Raw genomic sequence first — 21769 nt, forward strand, 5'->3', positions numbered from 1 at the left:
ATGAACAAACGCGCGCTTCAGGCCGCGACCGCCGTACTGGCGCTGGTCCCGACGATCACCGGCGTGCTCGGCATGATGGGCATCGGCGATCCGCTGTATGCCTCGCTCGGGATCGCGTTGCCGACCGACGCGACGCTCGACGGCAATCTGCGCTTCTACGCGGGCGTATGGCTCGGCCTCGGGCTTGCCGCGTTCTCGACGATTCCGGCGATCGAACGCAACGGGCGGCTGTTCGCGACGCTGTGGACGATGATCTTCATCGGCGGCATCGGCCGGCTGCTGTCGTTCGTCGCGCTCGGTTTCCCGTGGCCGCCGTTCGTCGCGTTCACGGTGCTCGAAATCGTCGGCGCGCCGCTGTTCGTCGCGTGGCAGCGTCGCGTCGCCGCACACGCGCGGCCGCGCACGCCGGCGCAACATGTTTGATCAGCCCGTCACGGAGGATTCGATGTCGATCATTTCACGTGCGGCGCACGCCCTGCGCCGCGGACTGTTGCACGCGCGGGCGGCCGCGCGGATTGCCGCGTTCGTCGCGGCGGGCGTGCTCGCGCCGTACGCGAGCGTGCAGGCGGCCGAGGCGGCCGTCGACGACTACGCGGCGACACGCTATCCGATCGTGCTCGTGCACGGTCTGACCGGCACCGACGACTACTTCGGCGTCGTGCCGTACTGGTATGCGATCCAGTCGGATCTCGAGCGGCACGGGGCGACCGTCTACGTCGCCGACCTGTCGGGCTTTCAGAGCGATCTCGGGCCGAACGGGCGCGGCGAACAACTGCTCGCGTACGTGAAGCGCGTACTCGCGGTGACGGGCGCGACGAAGGTGAACCTGATCGGGCACAGCCAGGGCGGGCTCACCGCGCGCTACGTCGCGGCCGTCGCGCCGGACAGCGTCGCGTCGGTGACGACGATCGCGACGCCGCATCGCGGCTCGCCGTTCGCCGATTTCGTGCTCGATGCGCTGAAGCTCGATCCGACCGGGCTGTCGACGCCCGTGTTCGGCGCCTTGCTGAACGTGTTCGGCGTGCTGACGAGCGGCTCGCACAACACGAACCAGGACGCGATCGCGGCGCTGAACGCGCTGAGCACGCCCTACGCGACGCGCTTCAACGCGCTGTTGCCGAGTGCGGGCCTCGCGCCGGCCGGCAGTTGCCGCGGCGGCGCGCCGGTCGAATCGGTCGGCGGCAACACGCAGTTGCTGTACTCGTGGAGCGGCACCGCGTATCAGCCGACGTCGCTGCTCGGCATCGTGACGGGTGCGGTCGATACGAGCGTGCTGCCGCTCGTCGATCCGGCGAACGTGCTCGATCCGTCGACGCTCGTGTTCCTGACCGCCGGCACCGTGATCGCGATGCGCGGCGGCGGCCCGAACGACGGCTTCACGCCCACGTGCAGCGCGCGGTTCGGCACCGTGATCTCGACCGGCTACCGCTGGAATCACTTCGACGAGATCAATCAGCTGTTCGGGATCCGCGGCGCGTATGCGGAAGATCCGGTCGCCGCGCTGCGCGTGCATGCGAACCGGCTGAAGCTGCAGGGCGTCTAGCCATGCGCGTACGGGCAACGGTCGCGCGCTGTGCGTCGTACGCGGCGGTGGGCACGGTGACGATCGCGGCGGTCTGGCATCTGTTCGGCACGCGCGCGTCGGCGCCGCTCGTCGTGGCGAGTGTCGAGCCGGCCGCGCGGACGGCGGCCTCGAGTGCGGCGACGGCGAGCGTGCCGGCGTCCGCCGCTGCGCTGCCGGCGTCGCTCGCCGGCTCGCGCGCGCCGCGGCTGCCGCTCGATGCGCGCGGCCGTCTTGCGAAGCAGCGCGCAGTGCGCGACTTCTTCGACTATTTCCTGCTGGCCGAGCACGACCTCGACGCGGCAGCGCTCGACGCGCAGGTCGCACGCGCGATCGCCGCGCAGCTGGACGGCACCGATGCGCAGCACGACGCGCTCGACGTCTGGCAGCGCTATCGTGCGTATCGCGCGGCACTCGGGCAACAGCGCGAGCGCGGCGGCGTCGGAGACGGACGCGACGATCCCGATGCGCTGGCGGCGCTGCTCGACCGGCGCGCGGCACTCGCGAGCCGCACGCTCGGCGACTGGTGCGCCGCGTTCTTCGACGAGGAATGGCAGCAGCAGCGCGATCGCATCGAACGTTTGCGGATCGTGCGCGATCCCGCGCTGACCGACGCACAAAAGCGCGACGGGCTTGCGGCGCTCGACGCATTGCGACCGGCGGCACTGCGCGATGCCGACGCGCGGCTACAGCGGCAACGCGACGCGCTCGACGCGGTGGCGCGACTCGAACGCGCGCGCGGCGATACGGACACGCTGCGCGCACAGGCGGCCGCGACGCTCGGGCCCGACGTGGCCGCGCGTGTCGAGCGGCTGCGCGACGACGACGATGCATGGCGCGCGCGCTATCGCGACTATGCGGCGGAGCGCGACCGGATCGACGCGCAGCCGCTGCCGCGTGAAGCGCGCGATGCACAGCTCGCGCAATGGCGGCAGCGTGCGTTCTCGAATCCGGCCGAGGCGACGCGCGCCGCGGCGCTTGACGCGGGGCGCGACGCGGCTGCGGCGCAATAGCGCAACCGCGCCGCGCGCGGTTCGTCCCCGGTTCGATGCGCACGGGAAATGCGGGCTATCCCACTCAACGCACTTTCGTGCGCGACACGAAACAGTCGTGCGAATCGCGGTCGATCGTTTCCTCGCGGCGCGGTATTGACGGCCGAAACCGGTCGGTTGTCCGCGCATCCGATCGCATTGCGCGCCATCGCGAAACGGATCGCGCGACGCGCGCCGGCGCACCCGTGCGTCGCCTGCCGCGCAACTGTCAAATTACTTCAGGTAAGGAAAGCGGGGCATTCCGGGCGTCGGACCCGCGTGATACCGTTTTGCAAAAATGTCGCGACAAAAAGCGGGAGCAAACCGCAAAGGCGATGCGAAGACATGCTCGGTGGCCGAGGGTAGCAACACAATCGTACGAGGTGCACCGTGACACATCAGACAAACAACGTCATCGAGCTGCCGTATGCGCTCGATGCCAATCGCTTCTTGTCTGCGCTGGATGGGGCGAATCGGTCGGCACTGGCGCCTCATCTGCAGCTTTGTCACGTCGAGACGGGCGAGATCCTGTGCGACGCCGGCTCGACGCTGTCGGCCGTCTATTTTCCGGTGACGACGGCCGTGTCGCTGCAATACACGATGGCCGGCAAGACGACGCTCGGCGTCGCGGAAATCGGCTGCGAGGGCGTGGTCTGCGACGACGTCGTCGGCGGCGACAGCGCGATGCCGCGGCGCGTGGTCGTGTACCGCGGCGGCTTCGCCTACCGGCTCGACACGCGGCGCTTCGCCGACGCATGCGATGCGTCGCCGCTGATCCGGCGGCAGATCTTCATGCGCGTGCAGATCGTGCTCGCGCAGATCTCGCAGACGCTGTTCTGCAGCCGTCACCATCCGATGCAGCACCAGCTCGGTCGCTGGCTGCTGATCGCGCACGACCGCTCGCGCAGCGTCGAGATCCCGGTCACGCACGGGATGCTCGGGCAGATGCTCGGCGTGCGGCGCGAAACGATCACCGATACGGCGCAGACGCTGCAGAAGCTCGGGCTGATCCATCAGCATCGCGGCTCGGTCGTCCTGACCGATCCGGTGGCGCTCGCGAGCGCGACGTGCGGCTGCCACCGCGTGATTCGCGACGAGGCGCGGCGCATCTTCGCGTTCGATCGCGAGACGCGCGTGCCGGCCGAATGCCGCGTGCATACGCTGTAGCGCAAGCAGTCGAAGTCACCGGCGCAGCCGCGCCGCAAGCAGCGAACACTCCGGGCCGGGAGTGTCGAATTAGCATAAGAACAGTGAATCGGTATGGAAAACATTTCGAGGCTCCAGCGTCAACGCAGTGCGTTTCATGTCTGGCCCTGGAGCCCCGCGCTCGGCATCCTGCCGATCGTGGTCGTAATGGTCGCGCTGGCGGGCTTCGTCGCCGTCAGCCTGATCATCATCATGTCGTTGCGCGTGTACGTCGGCGGCGAAAGCAACTGGTCCAAAGCGCAGAAGGACGCGATCATCCTGTTGAACCGCTACGGCGAGACCGGCGACGAGCGTCTGTTCGACGCGTACGCGAGCACCGATCGCACGCTGCGCTTTCTGACGGTCGCGCGCGCGGCGATGACGGCCGTGCCGCCCGATCATGCGACCGCGCGCGGCGCGATGATCGCGGCCGGCATCAATCCGCTCGATGCGGCCGCGGTCGTCTGGTTCTATCCGGTGCTCGCAAGCTTCGCGCGGCTCGACCCCGCGTTGCAGTACTGGCAGGCAGCCGACCGGCAGCTCGACGCGTTGCGCACCGTCGCGCATGCGCTGCGCGATGCGGTGAAGGCGCACGACGGGCCGCGCACGCGTGCGCTCGCGCAGCGCGTATGGGAGATCAACTCGCGGATCGAGCCGCTGCCGAAGCGGTTTTCCAGCGAGCTGAGCGCGGAATTCCGCTCGGCCGTCATTGAGCTGTTCCTGTCGTACCTCGCCGCATCGTTGCTGATCGTCTTTCTCGGCGTGCGCTGGGCGGGTCGTGCGCAGCATCAGCAGCGCTCGATCCAGAGCGAGCTCGATCGCAGCCAGGCGCTCGCCGAAGCCGCGCTGCGTTCGGTTGCCGACGCGATCGTCACGGTCGGTCTGACGAGCGGCATCGAGACCGTCAATCCGGCCGCCGAGCAGTTGCTCGGCACATCGGCGCGCGACTGCATCGGCAAGCCCGTGAACGACGTGCTGGCGCTGATCGATCCGTCGACCGGCATGTCGATCAACCTGCTGCCGTCGCTCAGCAATAGCGGCGACGCGACGCTGACGCGCGATCTCGACCTGATCCGCGCCGATGCGCCGGCGGTCGCCGTGCGCGCGTCGCTGTCGCGGATGGACAATGCGCCGGGCCGCTGCGTCGGCTACGTGCTGATCCTGCGCGACATGACGCGCGAGTATCAGCTGATCGAGCGGCTGACCTGGCAGGCCTCGCACGATGCGCTGACGGGCCTGATCAACCGCACCGCGTTCGAGCGGCGCGTCGGCGAGGCGCTGAACGCATGCGCGGCGACGGTGCTGCTCGTGCTCGATCTCGACGGCTTCAAGGAGGTCAACGACGTGTGCGGCCACGCGGCCGGCGATGCGCTGCTGCGCGAAGTCACCGCGGTATTCCAGCGTTGCCTCGGCGCCGACGACGCGTTCGGCCGCCTCGGCGGCGACGAATTCGGGATCCTGCTGACCGCGACGGGCGGCCCGCTGCCGGACGGCGGCAAGGCCGAGCAGCTTCGCGCGAGCCTCGAGGCGTACACGTTCTGCTGGGACGGCGAGCGCTTCAAGCTGAGCGTCAGCATCGGGATGCTGAATCTCGACTGCCGGCCCGAAAGCGTCGAGAAGGCGATGCAGCTCGCGGACGTCGCCTGCTACGTCGCGAAGGATCGCGGCCGCAATCGCGTCCACGTCGCCGAGCCGCGCGACATGAGCGCGAGCCGGCAGGCGTATCACCTGGAGTGGAGCCGCCGCGTGAAGGCCGCGCTCGAGTCGAACACATTCCAGCTGTATGCGCAGCCGATCGTGCCGATCCAGCCGGCGCTCGCCGCGCAGCAGCGCATCGAGATCCTGCTGCGCATCCCCGACGCCGACGGCAAGCTCGTGTCGCCGGTATTCCTGCCGGCTGCCGAGCGCTACGGGCACATGACGATGATCGACCGCTGGGTCGTGCGCACCGTCGTGCGGCGGCTCGCGCAGTTCGAACGGCGCAACGACTTCGAATGCAACGTGAACCTGTCCGCGATGTCGATCACGAACGAAGGCTTCGTCGAGTTCGTGAAGCGCGAGCTGACGACGTCGGGCGTCGATCCGTCGCAGCTGTGTTTCGAGATCACCGAAACGAGCGCGGTGCGCAATCTCGAAGTCGCGTCGCGTTTCATGCACGAGCTGCGCGATCTCGGCTGCCGGTTCGCGCTCGACGATTTCGGCGCAGGCATGTCGTCGTTTTCCTATCTGAGCAAGCTGCCGATCGATTATCTGAAGATCGACGGCGGGCTCGTATCGCGCATGACGTCGGATTGCGTGAAGCGCGGCATCGTCTGCGCGATCAACGATATCGCGCACCTGCTGCAGTACCGGACCGTTGCGGAGCACGTCGAGGACGAGGAGACGGCCGAGATGCTTCGCTCGCTGGGCGTCGACTACTGCCAGGGCTACTACTTCAGCCGTCCCGCGCGATGGCAGGCCGGGGAGCCTGTACAACAAGGAGAAGTGGAATGAAAGTGCCGTTCGAGAGAACCGGTGAGCTGATGGATCTGGGCAGCTACCCGGCCTGGTTGCGCGACGTGGTCGGCGCGACGGCGGAATTGAAGGAGCGGGTGCGCATGCATCCGGTGTTCGGGGACATGAGCCGCGGCACGCTGAGCGGCGCGCAGCTGCGCACCTTTTTCGTCACGGGCTGGGCCGTGGTCAGCCAGTTTCCCGAGTACATGGCGATGAACCTGCTGAAGACGGCCGCGCTGCGTTCGCGCGGCGACGAGAAGGCGCGGCGCTATCTGATCCGCAATATCCGCGTCGAGCAGAACCACGTCGACCACTGGGTGAACTGGGCGAACGCGTCCGGCGTCGCGGTCGAGCGGCTGCTGCGCGGCGATGCGCCGCCGGCCGGCTTCGCGCTGAGCCACTGGTGCTGGAAGAGCGCGAGCGCCGACGGGCTCGCCGAAAGCATGGCCGCGACCAATTACGCGATCGAAGGCGTGACGGGCGAGTGGAGCGCGCGGCTCTGCGAGACGGACTACGAGCAGCAGTTCGATCCGTCTTTGCGCCATCGCGCGATGCGCTGGCTGCGGCTTCATGCGGAGTACGACGACACGCATCCGTGGGAAGCGCTCGACATCGTCGCGACGCTGCTCGGCCAGGCGCCGAGCGCCGAGCAGGTGCGCGCCGTCGAGCAGTCGATCCGCAACAGCCTGACCTATTTCGAGGCGAGCCTCGATTGCTGCACGCAAGCACGATGACGCAGGCGATGCGACAGCCCGTTGCGCTTGACGCAGCGACGGTGCGGCGCGCCGCGTTCGTCTGCGCAGGGGCGCGATGGGTGCGGTACTGATCGTCGATCCGGACGGCCACACCGGCGAGGCGCTCGGCGCGCTGCTGCGCGGCTGTCAGATCGACGCGTCGACGCTCGCCGACGTGTCGTTGCTGGCGGCCCGCGTGACGGAAGCGCCACCCGCGATGATCGTGCTGCGCGTCGCGCACGCGGCCGTCGATGCGCATGCGGTGCTCGGCGCATTGCGTGCCGCCGGCCACGACATGCCGGTGCTCGTGCTGAGCCGGTCGCGCGATGTCGTCGACAAGGTCGTCGCGCTCGAGATCGGCGCGGACGACTATCTGGTCGATCCGTTCGAGCCGATGGAACTGGTCGCGCGCGTGCGCAGCGCGCTTCGCCGCTATCGCGCACGACGGCCGCCGGTGCCGCGGCCCGACACGCGGCCGCCCTATACGTTCGGCGGCATCGCCGTCGATTTCGAGAACCGGCGTGCGACGCGCGCGGGCCGCGATCTTGGCCTGCGCGACAGCGAATTCGCGCTGCTCGACGTGTTCGTGTCGCGGCCGATGTGCGTGCTGTCGCGCGGCGAGATCCTCGCGCGGCTCGGCCCGCGCGCGGCGGCGAAGTCCGAGCGCGGGCTCGACGTGCTGGTGTTCCGCCTGCGCGGGCTGATCGAGAACGCGGTCGGCGGCTATCGCTATATCCGCACCGTGCGCGGCAAGGGCTACATGTTCGTGCCGCTCGGCACGCTGACGGACGACGACGTGCGCTGACCGCATTGCCGGTGCGGTAACATGCGGACGGCTTGGCGTGCGGCAAGCGGCAAGCGGCGTGCGGCAAGCGGCGCGCGGCAAGCGGCGTGCGGCACGCAAGCCCAATCGGACAAGGAGAAATCGATGAAGCGAACGATGACGACGATCGCATTTTCAGTTGCGTGCGCAACCATCACGGGATGCGCAGCGAATGGAGCCGACACGATGCAGACACAGATGCCGGCCTCGCCGCCCGCTGCGGGGCACGCCTGCAAGGCCGACGCGGCGCCCGACGATGCGCTGATCGGCAAGACCGAAGCCGACGCGGCCGCGCTGCTCGAGGGCTGCCTGTGGCGCGTGATCGAACGCGACGGCAAGTCCTTGCCGGGGACGATGGATTATCGGCCCGAGCGGCGCGACCTCGCGATTCGCGACGGCAAGGTCGTCGGGGTACGGCGCGGCTGACGCGCGCATCGCCGCGTCGCGACGCGGCCGGCGGCGCACATCATTGCGAGATGTACCAGAGCGCGTCGGCGCTCGCGCGCGAGCGCGGGCTCGGCGCAGCCGGCTGCTGCGGTGTCGCGGCCGCCGGCGCCGCGCTCGAGGTCACGGCGCTCGGCGTCGTCACTGCGGCCGCTGCGGTATTGGCGGCCGGCGCGGACGGGGAGCCGGTATTCAGATACCACAGCGCGTCGGTCGACGCGGCCCGCTTCGCGGGCGTCGCGCCGGCCGCCGGCTTCGAAGCCGGGGCGGGCGCCTGGCCGGTGGCGACCGTCGCGGCGGCCGGCCGCGGCGTGCCGCCGGTGCCCGCCTGCGCGGCGGCGGCGGCAGTCGCGCCCGTCGCGCCGCGCTGCGCGCGCGCCTCGAACGGCCCGAGCTGAAAGATCAACGTTTGCGCGGGACGCGTGAGAACGGCATATGGAAACTGCAGCTCCCACGACATCAGCACGCGACCCGACGACGTTTCGGTGAAGATCGCCGGCACGTGCTTCATGTCGCTGAACTGTACGTAGATCCGCGCGCCGTCGTCGAACACCTGCGTCGGTTTCGCCTGGTCGGCGCCCGTGACGGTCCAGCCGAAGTTATACGTGCCGGCCGGTCCGGCGGGGCCGCCCGCCGGCGGCGGCGCGGCGGGCGCGGCGGCGGCGGCGCGCGGCCGTGCGGCGGCCGGGGCGGGTGCGGTCAGGCTCGCGAACGGGTTGTACGGCTGTTGCGGCGGCGTGAACGAAGGCGGAAGGATGGGCATCGGAGTATCCGGAGAATCCGGCATCGTGCGGATCGCATCAAAGACCTTGCGCGCATACGCGAGGCGCTTGTCGGGCGACGCGGCGTTGTACGCGCCGATCGCGTTCCAGTTGGGGCCGAGCTGGCGGATGTTCTGCGAGAGGATCCATGCGCCGACATAGGCGTTCGTGCACGGATCGAACAGGCTCTGCTGCGTGATGCCTTCGCGCGCGAGCGTCGGCAGCCACGAGCTGTTGATCTGCATCAGCCCGATGTCGATCGTGCCGTTCGCGTTGGTGTTGACCGCGTTCGGATTCATCCCCGATTCGACCTGCGCGATGCCGCGCAGCAGGCTGACGCTCACGTGCTGGAACGCAGCCGCGTCGTCGAGGCAGTCCGCATGCGCGAGCCCGTGCAGCGCGAGCGACATCGCGGCGGTCGCGGCGAATTTCAGCGTGGCGCGGCTGATCGAACGGACGGTCTGACACGGCATGGCAGGTTGGGGCGGCAAGCGACCGCCCGATGCAAGGAAATCACGCAGACGCGAAGTGTGCCATAGCGCACGCACCCATGGCTCGCGTCGAACCTTCCTTTGCATTTCGCGCGTGGTCGTTTCCGGCCGGCGCGCCGTGCCGGCCCGCGCCGGGCCCGCCCGCGGTGCGCGCGCCGCAAACGACGACGGCGGCCGAAGCCGCCGTGTCGATCGATCGCCGGACCGGTGCCGCGCACCGCCGCACAGGGGCAGCGGGCGCGGCGCCGCGCCGCTCAGAAGCGGTGACGCAGACCGAGGTTGACGATCGTCTGCGAGCTGGTGCCCGCATAGCCGTACGAGCCGATGGAGGCCTGCGCCGCCATCGTGCCGCCGCTGCCGTCGCCGGTCTGGCCGCTCGCGTGCTGGTACGCGGCGGTCAGATACACGTCGGTGCGCTTCGAGAGCGTGTAGTCGGCGCCGGCCGACACCTGGTGATAGGTCGCCGACGTGTCGCCGCCCGAGCGCGTGTAGCTGTAGCCGACGCCGACCAGCAGCGCGTTCGTCGCCTGGTAGTTCACGAAGCCCTGCCCGGTGTTGTAGTGCTCGTTCGAGCCGAACACCGAGCTGCCGTCGCGGCGGTATTGCGCGTTGCTGTAGCCGAGGCCGAACGTGAACGGCCCCGCGACGTACTGACCGGCGACGCGCGCGATGCCGATCGAATGCGCGCTCGCGTAGCCGCTGTTGATCGGGCCGTCGAACGTGCCGTCCGACGAACTCGTCCAGCCGTCGCGCAGCCCGTTCGACGCGGGGCTGTTGTTCGCGTGAAAGTAACCGCCGGCGACGCTGAACGGCCCGTTGCTGTACGACACGGCCGCCGAATACGACTGCGCGGAACCCGTGCTGCCGGCGATGCCGCCGAACGAGTACATCGCGGAGAACTGCAGGCCGCCGAGCACGGGCGACGTGTACTTGACCGCGTTGTCGACGCGGAAGCTGTTGTCGTAGTTGTCGACGTCGCCGGGCGTCGCGAACACGCTGCCGAAATAGTTGTCGGCGGTGATGCCCTGGACGAGATCGATCAGCGGATCGTACTGACGGCCGAGCGTGATCGTGCCGTAGCGATCGCTGGACAGCCCGACGAACGCCTGGCGGCCGAACATGCGGTTGCCCTGGCCGAGGCGGCCGCTGCTCGGATCGAAGCCGTTTTCCAGCTGGAACAGCGCCTTCAGCCCGCCGCCGAGATCCTCGGCGCCCTTGATCCCCCAGCGGCTGCCCGCGAGGTTGCCGGCGCTGCTGTTGCCGAGCAGCCACGCGCTGTCCTTGCCTTGCGCGTGGTTCACGTAGGTGATCGACGTATCGATCACGCCGTACAGCGTGACGCTCGTTTGCGCGTGCGCAAGCGGCGCGGCCGCGAGCGACGCAAGCGAAATCAGCGAGAGGGCCGTGCGTTTCATTTCATCTCCTGCGAGTGGATTGGTATGCGTGAATCGGAATGGCAGGAGACTACCGATGCACGCGCAAACGACAAAAATGAAATTCTCTTTTGTGGCCTGAAGCAGACAGATGCGTGCTGCGGAAGGGTCTATTGAGAGATCTGAATTATTGACGATCGCGTATCAATCGCCGCTGAATCCGCTGTATCAATATTCGAAATTTACGCGGCGCGTGACGATTTTTGGCGATTTTCATTACGCGCCGAGCGGGTGGCCGATTGTCGTGGATTCGTCAATTGATTCTTTAATGAATCGAATCGCTTTAACGGGCGCGATTATGTTATTTGCGCGCGCAACCATTGTGGCGTGCGGCTCTCGCGACGATGCGATCGTGCATCGCGCGCGCGTCGATTGCGGATGCATGTCGTCATCGCGCATGTCGCTCTCCGAAAGCGATGCGTAATCGACGGTGCCGGTCGTCACACCCCACGTGGGACGTTGATTCCGCTCGCTATCTCGATAAGCGTCTCCCAGCGCAGCACCGGCAGCGCACGCATGGCGCCGCCCGCGACGGTCGGGTAGTCGGTTTTGTATATAATAATCATTCTCATTTACAGAAACGCTCCCGACCGCCTCCGGAATCCGGCCATGTCTGCTGACAAGCTGTCCCTCCATCGAGAAATCGACGCGCTGTATGCCGGCCATCATGCATGGCTGCGCGGCTGGCTGAGCCGCAAGCTCGGCTGCGCGCACCGCGCGGCCGATCTCGCGCACGACACGTTCATGCGTCTGCTCGCGCGCGACGAGCCGATCGGCGCCGAGGCGCCGCGCGCGTTCCTGACGACGGTCGCGCAACGCGTGCTGTACAACCACTGGCGGCGCGAGCAGCTCGAACGCGCGTATCTCGACGCGCTCGCGCAGCGGGCGAACGTGTATGCGCCGTCGCCGGAAGAGCGGGCGGTCGTGCTCGACACGCTGCTCGAGATCGACCGTCTCCTCGACGGTCTGCCGGCTGCCGCAAAGCGCGCGTTCCTGCTCGCCCAGCTCGACGGGCTCACGCAGGCGGAGATCGCGCGCGAGCTCGGCGTGTCGCTCGCGACGGTCAAGCGCTATCTGGTCAAGGCCGGCGCGCAGTGCTTCTTCGCGATGGCGGCATGACGATGGCCGCGTCCCGCAGCCCGGCGATCGCGCCGGAGGTCGCGCGTCGCGCCGTCGAGTGGTGGGTCGACCTGCATGCGGGCGGCGACACGCGCGCGAGCGCGGCCGCGCTCGCACGCTGGCGCGCCGAAGACCCGGCACACGACGCCGCGTGGCGTCATCTCGAAGCGATGCAGCAGCGTCTGGGCCGGCTCGCGGCCGGCGTCGACGCGCAGGCGGCGCGCGCCGCGCTGTCGCCGCCGCGTTCGCGTCGTCGCCGTGCGGCCGTGAAGGCGCTCGCGGTGCTGCTGTTCGCGGGCGGACTCGCCGCGTTCGGCGATCCCGCGCGACGCTGGGCGATCGTCACCGCCGATCTGCGCACGGCGGTGGGCGAACGTCGCACGGTGACGCTCGCCGATCGCACGGTCGTCGTGCTCGACACCGACACCGCGCTCGACGTGCGCTTCGATGCGAGCGCGCGCCGGCTGCAGCTGCTGCGCGGCGCGATCATGGTGACGAGCGGCCACGACGACCGCATGCCCGCGCGTGCGCTCGTCGTCGCGACGGCCGATGGCGACGTGCAACCGCTCGGCACACGCTTCACGGTGCGCGCACGCGACGGCGCGACGCGCGTCGACGTGTTCGCAGGCGCGGTGCGCGTGCAGCCGGCGCACGCGGCGGCCGACGCGCGCACGATTGCGGCCGGCAGCGGCACGCGCTTCACGCGCGACGCGGTCGACGCGCCGGCGCCGCTCGCGCCGTATGCCGCCGCGTGGACCGACGGGATGCTGGTCGCTTCGCGGATGCGGCTCGCCGAACTCGTCGCGGAGCTCGACCGCTACCGGCGCGGCACGCTGCGCTGCGATGCGGCCGTCGCGGACCTGCGCGTGTCGGGCACCTTTCCGCTCGACGATCCGGCGCGCGTGCTCGACACGCTGAAGGCGACGCTGCCGATCGACGTCCGCTACGTGACGCGCTACTGGGCGACCGTCGTGCCGGCCCGTTCGTGACCGCGCAAAAAATTTTCGGCCGGCGTGAGCCATTTCACGGTCGTCGCGTGACATGGGAAATGAAAGCCGCACCGGCCCATCGTTTACCGACTTCTCGATCATGGTTTCCATCCGTCTCATGCCGCGGCGCCGTCCGGCGTCCGCCCGGCACACGCGGCGCACGATCGCGCCCGCCGCGCCGAACCGCGTCGCGCACCGGCTTGCCGGCGCCGTCCTGCTGTCCGCGCTGCTGCCGTTGCCCGCGCTCGCCGATGCCGACACCGACGCGGCCGCCGCCGCGCCGCGCACGTCGCGCCGCGCATTCGACGTGCCGGCCGGGCCGCTCGAAGCGACGCTGAACCGGTTCGGCCGCGACGCCGGCCTGCTGATCGCGTTCCCGCCCGAGCTGACCGCCGGCCTGACGAGCGGCGGCGTGCACGGCCGCTTCGACGTCGACGATGCGCTCGCGCGCGTGCTCGCGGGCACCGGCCTCGTCGCGCTGCGTCAGCCGGGCGGCGGCTATACGTTGATGCGGGCGAACGGCGCGAACGGCATGAGCGGTGCCGCCGTGCCGGCGCCGTCGGCCGATACGGCGGCCGAACTGCCGACGATCGCGGTGCGCAGCAGTGCGCTGCGCGCGCAAAGCTACCGGCCGCCGAAGGAGGCGGGCGTGCTGCGCTCCGATATCCCGGTGCTCGATACCGCGCAGGCCGTCAGCGTCGTGCCGGCGCAGGTGCTGCGCGACCAGCGTCCGCGCAACCTCGACGACGCGCTCGGCAACGTCAGCGGCATCACGCAGGGCAACACGCTCGCGGGCACGCAGGACACGATCATGAAGCGCGGCTTCGGCGACAACCGCGACGGCTCGGTCATGCACAACGGCATGCCGATCGTGCAGGGGCGCTCGTTCAACGCCGCCGTCGACAGCGTCGAGGTGCTGAAGGGGCCGACCTCGCTGCTGTACGGGCTGATGGACCCGGGCGGCGTCGTCAACGTCGTCAGCAAGCAGCCGCAGCTCGCGCGCTACAACGCGGTTTCGCTGGGCGCGTCGACCTTCGGCCACGGCAAGAACGGCGGCAGCGCGACGTTCGATTCGACCGGGCCGATCGGCGATTCGCGGCTTGCGTACCGGCTGATCGTCGACCAGTCGAACGAGCAGTACTGGCGCAATTTCGGCGAATACCGGCAGACCTTCGTCGCGCCGTCGCTCGCGTGGTACGGCCGCGACACGCAGGTCGTGGTGTCGTACGAGTACCGCAAGTTCCACTCGCCGTTCGATCGCGGCACGGCGCTCGATCCGCGTACCAACGCGCCGCTCGACATTCCCGCGCGGCGGCGCATCGACGAACCGTTCAACAACATGGACGGCGAATCGCATCTCGCCCAGTTGAGCGTCGATCATCAATTCAACGCGGACTGGAGCGCGCATCTCGGCTACAGCTACAACCGCGAGACCTATGACGCGAACCAGCTGCGCACGACCGGCGTCGATCCGGTGAAAGGCACGCTGTCGCGCAGCAACGATGCGACGCACGGCTCGCTGAGCACCGACAGCTACGGGATCGGCTACGTGAACGGCAAGCTGACGCTCGCGGGGATGCGGCACGACGTGCAGGTCGGCTTCGACACCGAATACCGCCGCATCTATCGCAAGGACATGCTGCGGCAGGCGGTGAAGACGCCGTTCAGCTACGTCGATCCCGTGTACGGGCTGCTGCCGCCGTCGAGCACGGTGTCGGCGAGCGACAGCGACCAGACCGACACACTGCATGCGGCATCGGCGTTCATGCAGGACGCGATCCATCTGACCGACAAGTGGATCGTCTCGGGCGGCGTGCGCTACATCACGTACAACCAGATCGCGGGCCGCGGCCGGCCGTTTCATGCGAACACCGATCTGAGCGGGTCGCGCTGGCTGCCGCGTGCGGGCATCGTCTACAAGTGGACCGACACGTTCTCGCTCTACGCGAGCTATTCGCAGTCGCTGAAACCGTCGTCGTCGATCGCGCCGCTGGCGTCCGGCTACGTGATCGACGGCGCGACGCCGCCCGAGCGCGCGACCGCGTGGGAAGTCGGCGGCAAGCTCGATCTGCCGGGCGGACTGAGCGGCACGCTCGCGCTGTTCGACATCGACAAGAAGAACGTGCTCGTCTCGCAGTTCAACGACGCGACGAAGCTGACCGACTGGCGCACGTCGGGCAAGGCGCGCTCGCGCGGCGTCGAGCTCGACGTGTCGGGCCGCATCGGCGAACGCGTGAACGTGATCGCGAGCTACGCGTACATCGACGCGAAGACGATCGAGGATCCGCTGTACGCCGGCAACCGGCTGTGGAACGTCGCGCGTCACACCGCGTCGCTCGCGGCCGTGTACGACGTGGGCACGCTCGCGGGCGGCGACGATCTGCGCATCGGCGCGGCCGCACGCTATGTCGGCGCACGGCCCGGCGATTCGGCGAACAGCTTCACGCTGCCGTCGTACGTGCTCGCCGACGCGTTCGCGACCTACGACACGCGGCTCGGCAAGCAGAAGCTGTCGTTCCAGCTGAACGTGAAGAACCTGTTCAACCGCACGTACTACCCGTCGAGCGCGAACCGCTACTTCGTCGCGATCGGCGACGCGCGGCAGGTGTCGCTGCTGACCACGCTGCAGTTCTGATCATGCAACCGGCGCGCGTATCGTCACGCGCGCCACGCCGGAGTCGATCCCGATGAAACCGAATACGAACCTGCGCACACCGCGCCGCCTCGTCGATCGTGCGCGGCGCCGCGCGCTGCGCGCGCTCGCGGGTGCGCTGCTTGCGCTACAGGCCGCCGCGATGAACGTCGCGCAGGCGGCCGACGCGCCGCCGGCCGTCGCGCGCGTTGCGCTGCTCGTGCAGCTGCGCGGCCCGAACCTGAAGACCGACGAGCGCATCGCGCGCCATCTGGAAACGCGCGGCTACGCGGTGCGCATGCTCGACGAGTCGGCCACGCCCGACGCCGCGCGCGATGCCGACCTCGTCGTGATCTCGTCGACGGTCTCGTCGAAGCACGTGCAGCCGGGCTGGCGCACGTTCGACAAGCCGCTCGTCACCTGGGAGAACGACGTGCTCGACGATCTCGCGATGACGGGCAAGCGGCACGATACGGACTTCGGCGAAACCGGCAACGAGCGCTACCTGTGGCTCGTCAACGCGCCGCATCCGATCGCGGCGGGGCTGCCGGCCGGCGTGACGAACGTCTACGGCCGGCAGGCGCCGATGAGCTGGGGCAAGCCGGGGCTCGGCGCGATCACGATCGCGACCGTCTACGGGCAGCCCGACAAGGCCGCGATTTTCGCGTACGAGAAGGGCGCGACGATGGACTACGAAGCGCTCGCGCCCGCGCGCCGCGTCATGCTGTTTCTCGACAACGACACGTTTGCGAACCTCTCGCCGGTCGGTGTCGCGCTGTTCGATGCGGCGCTCGACTGGGCGGCCGGGCGGCGCTGACGCGCGGCTACGGCGGCGGGCCGCCGCCGCTCGCGCGGCCGCGGTCCGGCCTGGCTCGCGCCGCCCGCATCCGGATGCGAGAATGCGCAGCTTTGCCGCCTCGTTTTCGAAGGAACCCGTATGGACAGTCACATCGCCCCGGTTGCGCCGAATCACGCCTACCGGCTGCTCAACCACGGCCCGACCGTGCTCGTCTCGGCGCGGCACGACGGCGTCGACAATGTGATGGCCGCCGCATGGGCGTGCGCGCTCGATTTCCAGCCGCCGAAGCTGACGGTCGTGCTCGACAAGGCGACGAAGACGCGCGCGCTCGTCGAGGCGAGCGGCCGCTTCGCGATCCAGATTCCGACCGCCGCGCAGTTGCAGCTCACGCACGCGGTCGGCAGCCGCAGTCTCGCCGAGCATCCCGACAAGCTGCGCGAGGCGGGCGTCACGCTGTTCGACGTCGACGGCCACGATCTGCCGTTCGTCGCCGGCTGCTCGGGCTGGCTCGCATGTCGTCTGATTCCGGAGCCGCACAACCAGCAGGCGTACGACCTGTTCGTCGGCGAGGTGGTCGGCGCATGGTCGGACACGCGCGTGTTTCGCGACGGCCGCTGGTATTTCGAGACGGCCGATCCCGCACTGCGCAGCCTGCACTACATCGCGGGCGGGAAGTTCTATGCGATCGGCGAAGCGCTGAACGCCGATACGGGCGAGGCCGACGCAGCGTAATCGCCCGCGGCGCGCGCGAGGCCGGCTGGCGCGCCGGCCGCGCGCATCGCCCGCCACGCGCGGCTCAGGTGCGCCGCCAATGCGCGAGCATCGTGTCGACGAACGCCTGCGCGACGCGCGGCAGCGTGCGTCCGCGCTTGCATACGAGCGCAACGGGCCGCACGAACGCCGGATCGTCGATCGGCTTGGCGACGAGATCCGGTTCCGCGCGCACCTCGCGCGCGGTCGCGGGCAGGATCGTCACGCCGAGCCCGCCGCGCACCATCGCGACGGCCGTCATCATGTAGGTCGGCTCGCACGCGAGCTCGGGCACACAGCCGGCCGCGTCGAGCGCGGCATCGACGACGCTGCGCACGCTCGTGCCGCGCGCGGTCAGCACGAGCGGCACGCGCGCGAGATCGGCGGTCGTCACGCGCCGCTTGCGGGCGAGCGGATGATCGCGCGGACAGATCGCGACGAGGCGATCGTGGCCCGAGTACAGCACGTCGAGCGACGCATCGAACGCGTCGCCGCCGGTGAAGCCGAGATCGGCTTCCTCGTTGCGCACGAGCGCGGTCACGAGGCTCGCGACGCCGTCGCGAATCTCGAACGCCGCGCGCGGCACGTCGCGGCGAAACGTCTGGATCAATTCGGGCAGCACGCTCGACGCGAAAGTCGGCAGGCATGCGAGCCGCACCGTGCCGCTCGCGCCTTCGCCGAGCGCGCGCGCATCGCGCAGCACGCGCTCCATGTCGTCGAGCGAGCGCTGCAGCAGCGGCAGCAGCTCGCGGCCCGTCTGCGTCAGCGCGACGCTGCGGCTGTTGCGGTCGAACAGCCGCGCGCCGACGATTTCCTCGAGCCGCCGGATCTGCACGGTCAGCGCCGGCTGCGACAGATGCAGCCGCGCGGCCGCGCGCGTGAAGTTGCCGGCCTGCGCGACGGTGACGAACGCGCGAATGTCGCGAAGATTCAGATCCATAACGGGTCGTGATTGCTGCGATCAAATCATTTCAATTGTGCTATCGCTGCGCGGACCTTACGCTCGTCTCCAACAAAAGACAAGACAGGAGACAACCGATGCTGCCGTTACTCGGGCTCGGCACGATCGTCGTGCTGCTCGCCGCGATTCTGTCCCGCCGCATGTCGCCGCTCGTCGCGCTGATCGTCGTGCCGATCGTCGCGTCGCTGCTCGGCGGGTTCGGGCTGCAGACCAGCAAGTTCGTGCTCGACGGGCTGAAGGGCCTCGCGCCCGTGGTCGGCATGTTCGTGTTCGCGATTCTCTATTTCGGGACGATCACCGATGCGGGCACGCTCGATCCGATCATCGACCGCATCCTGCGGGCGGTCGGCACGCGGCCGACGCGGATCGTGACGGGCACGACGCTGCTCGCGCTGCTGATCCATCTCGACGGCTCGGGCGCCGTGTGCTTTCTCGTGACGATCCCGGCCGTGCTGCCGTTGTACGACCGGCTCGGCATCGACCGCCGCGTGCTGGCGGCCGCCGTGTCGATGGCGGCCGGCATCAATTTCCTGCCGTGGACGGGGCCGATGATCCGCGCATCGGCGTCGCTGCATCTGCCCGTGTCGACGCTGTTCAATCCGCTGATTCCGGTACAGGCGGTCGGCCTCGTGTTCGTGTTCGGCGTCGCCTACTGGCTCGGACGGCGCGAGGAGAAGCGGCTCGGCCTGACGCGGCACGACCCGGCGATCGCGCTGCCGACGCGCGAGCTGACGGCCGACGAACGCGCGCTGCGCCGGCCGCACCTGTTCTGGTTCAACATCGTGCTGACGCTCGTCGTGCTCGGCACGATGGTCGCGATGGGCGAGAAGGTGCCGCCCGCGATCGTGTTCATGGTCGGGCTCTGCATCGCGCTGACCGTCAACTATCCCGACGTCGCGATGCAGCGCAAGCGGATCGACGCGCATGCGCGCGCGGCGCTGATGATGGCCGCGATCCTGCTCGCGGCCGGCGTGTTCACCGGGATCATGCAGGGCAGCGGGATGCTGAAGGCGATGGCGCAGGCTGCGGTCGGCTTCGTGCCGGCCTCGATGGCCGCGCACATTCCGGTCGTGCTCGGCATCGTATCGATGCCGCTCAGCATGCTGTTCGATCCCGACTCGTTCTATTTCGGCGTGCTGCCGGTGATCGCCGAGGTCGCCGGCCAGCTCGGCGTGCCGGCCGTGAGGGTCGGGCAGGCCGCGCTGCTCGGCCAGATGACGACCGGTTTCCCGGTCAGTCCGCTCACGCCCGCGACGTTTCTCGTCGTCGGCCTGTGCGGCATCGAACTGGCCGAGCATCAGAAGTTCACGTTTCCGCTGCTGTTCGGCGCATCGATCGTGATGACGATCGCATGCGTCGTGCTCGGCGTATTTTGATTCGATCTCCGGATCGCCAACCTGCCGCACGACGGTGCAGAGATGACAGCAATCCCACACAAACGGCGCGTGCGCATCGGCGCGGGCGCCGGCTATTCCGGCGACCGCATCGAGCCCGCGGTCGAACTGGCCGAGCACGGGCAACTCGACTATCTCGTCTTCGAATGCCTGGCCGAGCGCACGATCGCGATCGCGCAGCAGGCGAAGCGCCGCGATCCGGCGCACGGCTACGATCCGCTGCTCGACGCGCGGATGCGCGCGGTGCTGCCGGCCGCGGTGCCGAGAGGCGTGCGGATCGTGTCGAACATGGGCGCCGCGAGCCCGCGCGCGGCCGCGCGCCGCACCGCGCAGATCGCGCGCTCGCTCGGCTTCGCGCAACTGAAGGTCGCCGCGGTCGAAGGCGACGACGTGCTCGACGTCGTGCTGCGCGGCGCGTTCCGCTTCGAGGAATCGGGCGACGAGGTCGCCGCGTATCGCGAGCGGATCGTCGCCGCCAACGCGTATCTCGGCGCGGCGCCGATCGTCGCGGCGCTCGACGCGGGTGCGGACGTCGTGCTGACGGGGCGCGTCGCCGATCCGTCGCTGTTCGCGGCGCCGCTGATCCACGCGTTCGGCTGGCGCATGGACGACTGGGACACGCTCGGTCAGGCCACGGTCGTCGGCCATCTGCTCGAATGCGCGGGGCAGATCACGGGCGGCTACTTCGTCGATCCCGGCTACAAGGACGTGCCGAATCTCGCGCGGCTCGGGTTTCCGATCGGCGAGGTCGATGCCGACGGCGCGGTCACGATCACGAAGGTCGCGCATGCGGGCGGTCGCGTGAGCGCGGCGACCTGCAAGGAGCAGCTGCTGTACGAGATCCACGATCCGGGGCGCTATCTGCAGCCGGACGTCGTCGCGGACTTCACGCAGGTGAGCATCGTCGAAGCGGCGCGCGATCGTGTGCGCGTGACGGGCGGGCGCGGCGCCGCGCGACCCGACACGCTGAAGGCGTCGGTCGCGTACGTCGACGGCTTCATCGGCGAAGGGCAGATCTCGTACGGCGGCCCGGGCGCGCTCGAGCGCGCGCGGCTGGCGCTCGAGATCGTCCGCGAACGGCTCGCGCTGACCGGCGTCGCGGCGAGCGAGCTGCGCTTCGATCTGATCGGCGTCGATTCGCTGTACGGCGACGTACGAACGGGTGCGGGCGGCGAGCCGGCCGAAGTGCGCGTGCGCGTCGCGGGCCGCGCCGACACGGCGGAACAGGCGGCGCGGATCGGCAACGAGGTCGAAACGCTGTACACGAACGGGCCGGCAGGCGGCGGCGGCGCGTTCAAGTCGACGCGCGAGGTGGTCGCCGTGCAGTCGGTGCTGCTGCCGCGCGACGCGGTGACGCCGTCGTTTTCGTTCGTGGAGGCATCATGAAACTGCGGGAGCTCGCGCATGCGCGCACGGGCGACAAGGGCAATACGCTGAACGTGTCGGTGATCTGCCACGATCCGCGGCACTACGCGCATCTGCGCACGCATCTGAGCGCGGACGCGGTGAAGGCGTGGCTTGCCGGCATCGTGCGCGGCGACGTCGTGCGCTACGAGCTGCCGGCGCTCGCGGCGTTCAACTTCGTGCTGCGCGATGCGCTGGGCGGGGGCGTCACGCGTTCGCTCGCGCTCGATGCGCATGGCAAATCGGTCAGTTCGGCGCTGCTCGCGCTCGAGGTACCCGATCCGGTGTGAGGCGCTGATGCGCGGCGAGCGGCTCGCCGTCGACGAAGCCTTCGGCCGTCTCCCCGGCGACACGATGAGGCCCCCGGATTACGGCCGCGCAACTTACGCCGTGTCGCCGATTTGATCCAGATCACTTTTTCGCACTCAAACCGCGCGCAACGACGCGGGCTTGAGGTAGCATACGCGCCGCCCACGCGGCAGCGCGCACCGGACGACGGTCCGCAACGGACCGCCGCCGGCATGTCGACCCGGCGGGCATCGCCCGACCGCGCCGGCAGCATCATGTTCGTCCCGATCGGCAACCGCGGCGCAATCGTTGCCATTCTTTCTTCGCATACGGTATTTCTGACCGAATCGAGCGTTTTCTCGCTTCGTTGTCCGGAATCCGGCAGCGTTTTGTCCTACTTTTGAGATAACGTGACGAACAGGTGCGCGACGCCGCGACGCGCGCGCCGTACGACGAGCCGGCGGCTAAAGAATC

Annotated in this window: 22 protein-coding genes; 18 read left to right on the forward strand and 4 right to left on the reverse strand. The window is 69.3% G+C overall.

Annotated features, from left to right (window positions below; genetic code table 11):
* The 8 genes from ACSHSS_RS14150 to ACSHSS_RS14185 all read left to right on the forward strand — a co-directional run bounded on the left by ACSHSS_RS14150 (position 1) and on the right by ACSHSS_RS14185 (position 8256).
* Positions 1–423 carry a DUF4345 domain-containing protein gene (locus tag ACSHSS_RS14150; protein WP_445545130.1) on the forward strand — a complete coding sequence of 141 codons (423 nt, stop codon included), beginning with the start codon at positions 1–3 and terminating at the stop codon, positions 421–423.
* Between the two features lie 22 nt (positions 424–445).
* A complete protein-coding gene (locus ACSHSS_RS14155; protein ID WP_445545131.1) occupies positions 446–1543 on the forward strand; it encodes an esterase/lipase family protein in 1098 nt (365 codons plus the stop codon).
* Between the two features lie 2 nt (positions 1544–1545).
* Entirely contained in the window at positions 1546–2574 is a 1029-nt protein-coding gene (locus ACSHSS_RS14160) for a lipase secretion chaperone (protein WP_445545132.1), read from the forward strand.
* A gap of 408 nt (positions 2575–2982) precedes the next feature.
* Positions 2983–3759 carry a Crp/Fnr family transcriptional regulator gene (locus ACSHSS_RS14165; protein ID WP_445545133.1) on the forward strand — a complete coding sequence of 259 codons (777 nt, stop codon included), beginning with the start codon at positions 2983–2985 and terminating at the stop codon, positions 3757–3759.
* Between the two features lie 93 nt (positions 3760–3852).
* Complete coding sequence (locus ACSHSS_RS14170) at positions 3853–6270, forward strand: putative bifunctional diguanylate cyclase/phosphodiesterase (RefSeq protein ID WP_445545134.1); 2418 nt, start codon at positions 3853–3855, stop codon at positions 6268–6270.
* Positions 6267–7007: a TenA family transcriptional regulator gene (locus tag ACSHSS_RS14175; protein ID WP_105774760.1), complete on the forward strand. Its 741-nt coding sequence runs from the start codon at positions 6267–6269 to the stop codon at positions 7005–7007. The genes ACSHSS_RS14170 and ACSHSS_RS14175 overlap by 4 nt, the downstream gene beginning before the upstream one ends.
* 76 nt (positions 7008–7083) lie before the next feature.
* Complete coding sequence (locus tag ACSHSS_RS14180; RefSeq protein ID WP_445545135.1) at positions 7084–7812, forward strand: winged helix-turn-helix domain-containing protein; 729 nt, start codon at positions 7084–7086, stop codon at positions 7810–7812.
* 123 nt (positions 7813–7935) lie between these two features.
* Complete coding sequence (locus ACSHSS_RS14185) at positions 7936–8256, forward strand: hypothetical protein (protein ID WP_053297375.1); 321 nt, start codon at positions 7936–7938, stop codon at positions 8254–8256.
* Positions 8257–8296: 40 nt separating this feature from the next.
* Here ACSHSS_RS14185 and ACSHSS_RS14190 read toward each other — a convergent pair whose 3' ends face one another.
* Together ACSHSS_RS14190 and ACSHSS_RS14195 are read right to left on the reverse strand one after the other, a co-directional pair.
* Positions 8297–9508, reverse strand: a complete 1212-nt coding sequence (locus ACSHSS_RS14190; RefSeq protein WP_088923379.1) for a lytic transglycosylase domain-containing protein — start codon at positions 9506–9508, stop codon at positions 8297–8299.
* A gap of 272 nt (positions 9509–9780) precedes the next feature.
* Positions 9781–10941 (reverse strand): porin, encoded by a 1161-nt coding sequence (locus tag ACSHSS_RS14195; RefSeq protein ID WP_006414743.1) that lies wholly within the window; start codon positions 10939–10941, stop codon positions 9781–9783.
* A 109-nt stretch (positions 10942–11050) separates the two neighbouring features.
* Between ACSHSS_RS14195 and ACSHSS_RS14200 the strand changes: the two genes are divergently transcribed.
* Positions 11051–11383, forward strand: coding sequence for a hypothetical protein (locus ACSHSS_RS14200; RefSeq protein ID WP_445545136.1), 333 nt, complete (start codon positions 11051–11053; stop codon positions 11381–11383).
* Positions 11384–11399: 16 nt separating this feature from the next.
* Here ACSHSS_RS14200 and ACSHSS_RS14205 read toward each other — a convergent pair whose 3' ends face one another.
* Positions 11400–11531 (reverse strand): hypothetical protein, encoded by a 132-nt coding sequence (locus tag ACSHSS_RS14205; protein WP_302055182.1) that lies wholly within the window; start codon positions 11529–11531, stop codon positions 11400–11402.
* Between the two features lie 37 nt (positions 11532–11568).
* Here ACSHSS_RS14205 and ACSHSS_RS14210 point away from each other — a divergent pair, with 37 nt between their 5' ends.
* The 5 genes from ACSHSS_RS14210 (at position 11569) to ACSHSS_RS14230 (ending at position 17230) form a co-directional block, all read left to right on the forward strand.
* Positions 11569–12078 carry a sigma-70 family RNA polymerase sigma factor gene (locus ACSHSS_RS14210; RefSeq protein ID WP_445545137.1) on the forward strand — a complete coding sequence of 170 codons (510 nt, stop codon included), beginning with the start codon at positions 11569–11571 and terminating at the stop codon, positions 12076–12078.
* Between the two features lie 2 nt (positions 12079–12080).
* On the forward strand, positions 12081–13067 hold the full coding sequence (locus tag ACSHSS_RS14215) for a FecR domain-containing protein (protein WP_445545138.1): 987 nt from the start codon (positions 12081–12083) through the stop codon (positions 13065–13067).
* Between the two features lie 52 nt (positions 13068–13119).
* Positions 13120–15702 (forward strand): TonB-dependent siderophore receptor, encoded by a 2583-nt coding sequence (locus ACSHSS_RS14220; protein ID WP_445545139.1) that lies wholly within the window; start codon positions 13120–13122, stop codon positions 15700–15702.
* A gap of 52 nt (positions 15703–15754) precedes the next feature.
* Positions 15755–16516, forward strand: coding sequence for a hypothetical protein (locus tag ACSHSS_RS14225; RefSeq protein ID WP_445545140.1), 762 nt, complete (start codon positions 15755–15757; stop codon positions 16514–16516).
* Between the two features lie 120 nt (positions 16517–16636).
* The gene (locus ACSHSS_RS14230; RefSeq protein ID WP_012213612.1) at positions 16637–17230 is read left to right on the forward strand and encodes a flavin reductase family protein; all 594 of its coding nucleotides are present in this window, start codon (positions 16637–16639) and stop codon (positions 17228–17230) included.
* A 64-nt stretch (positions 17231–17294) separates the two neighbouring features.
* Here ACSHSS_RS14230 and ACSHSS_RS14235 read toward each other — a convergent pair whose 3' ends face one another.
* A complete protein-coding gene (locus ACSHSS_RS14235) occupies positions 17295–18188 on the reverse strand; it encodes a LysR family transcriptional regulator (protein WP_006416221.1) in 894 nt (297 codons plus the stop codon).
* Between the two features lie 98 nt (positions 18189–18286).
* Here ACSHSS_RS14235 and ACSHSS_RS14240 point away from each other — a divergent pair, with 98 nt between their 5' ends.
* The 4 genes from ACSHSS_RS14240 (at position 18287) to ACSHSS_RS14255 (ending at position 21699) form a co-directional block, all read left to right on the forward strand.
* Positions 18287–19585, forward strand: coding sequence for a CitMHS family transporter (locus ACSHSS_RS14240; protein WP_445545141.1), 1299 nt, complete (start codon positions 18287–18289; stop codon positions 19583–19585).
* A 42-nt stretch (positions 19586–19627) separates the two neighbouring features.
* Entirely contained in the window at positions 19628–20989 is a 1362-nt protein-coding gene (locus ACSHSS_RS14245) for an acyclic terpene utilization AtuA family protein (protein WP_445545142.1), read from the forward strand.
* Positions 20986–21297 carry an AtuA-related protein gene (locus ACSHSS_RS14250; protein ID WP_060044212.1) on the forward strand — a complete coding sequence of 104 codons (312 nt, stop codon included), beginning with the start codon at positions 20986–20988 and terminating at the stop codon, positions 21295–21297. The genes ACSHSS_RS14245 and ACSHSS_RS14250 overlap by 4 nt, the downstream gene beginning before the upstream one ends.
* Before the next feature lie 111 nt (positions 21298–21408).
* Entirely contained in the window at positions 21409–21699 is a 291-nt protein-coding gene (locus tag ACSHSS_RS14255; RefSeq protein WP_217104732.1) for a hypothetical protein, read from the forward strand.
* Positions 21700–21769 lie beyond the last annotated feature (70 nt).

Source organism: Burkholderia sp. BC1, assembly GCF_052683555.1.